This window comes from Halomonas llamarensis (assembly GCF_023555005.1).
GTDB classification, from domain to species: Bacteria; Pseudomonadota; Gammaproteobacteria; order Pseudomonadales; family Halomonadaceae; genus Vreelandella; species Vreelandella llamarensis.
On sequence record NZ_JAMJPJ010000168.1, the window covers coordinates 1 to 245 of the forward strand.

The 245-nt window shown below is 59.6% G+C and carries 1 protein-coding gene; it reads right to left on the minus strand.

Annotated features, from left to right (window positions below; genetic code table 11):
- Positions 1 to 245, minus strand: a 245-nt coding sequence (locus tag M8006_RS18060; RefSeq protein ID WP_250084620.1) for an IS66 family transposase, incomplete at both ends; no start/stop codon positions are given.

The window sequence follows — 245 nt, forward strand, 5'->3', positions numbered from 1 at the left end:
GAAGGGGCGGATGGCGTTCTCCGCCGGGTTGTTATCCAGCGGTATCAGGCCATTGTCCAGGAATCGGGTGAGTCGTGGCCACTGATGATCCAGGTAATGCAGCGCTTTACCCAGTGTGCTTTTGGGGAGCACTTGTGCCAGGGATTTGTCGAGCCAGGTGCGCAACTGAGCGATCAGGGGCTGACTTTTCTGCTCGCGCAGCGCGTGACGCGCGTCGGGATCGAGCGCTTTGGCCTGTTTTTCCA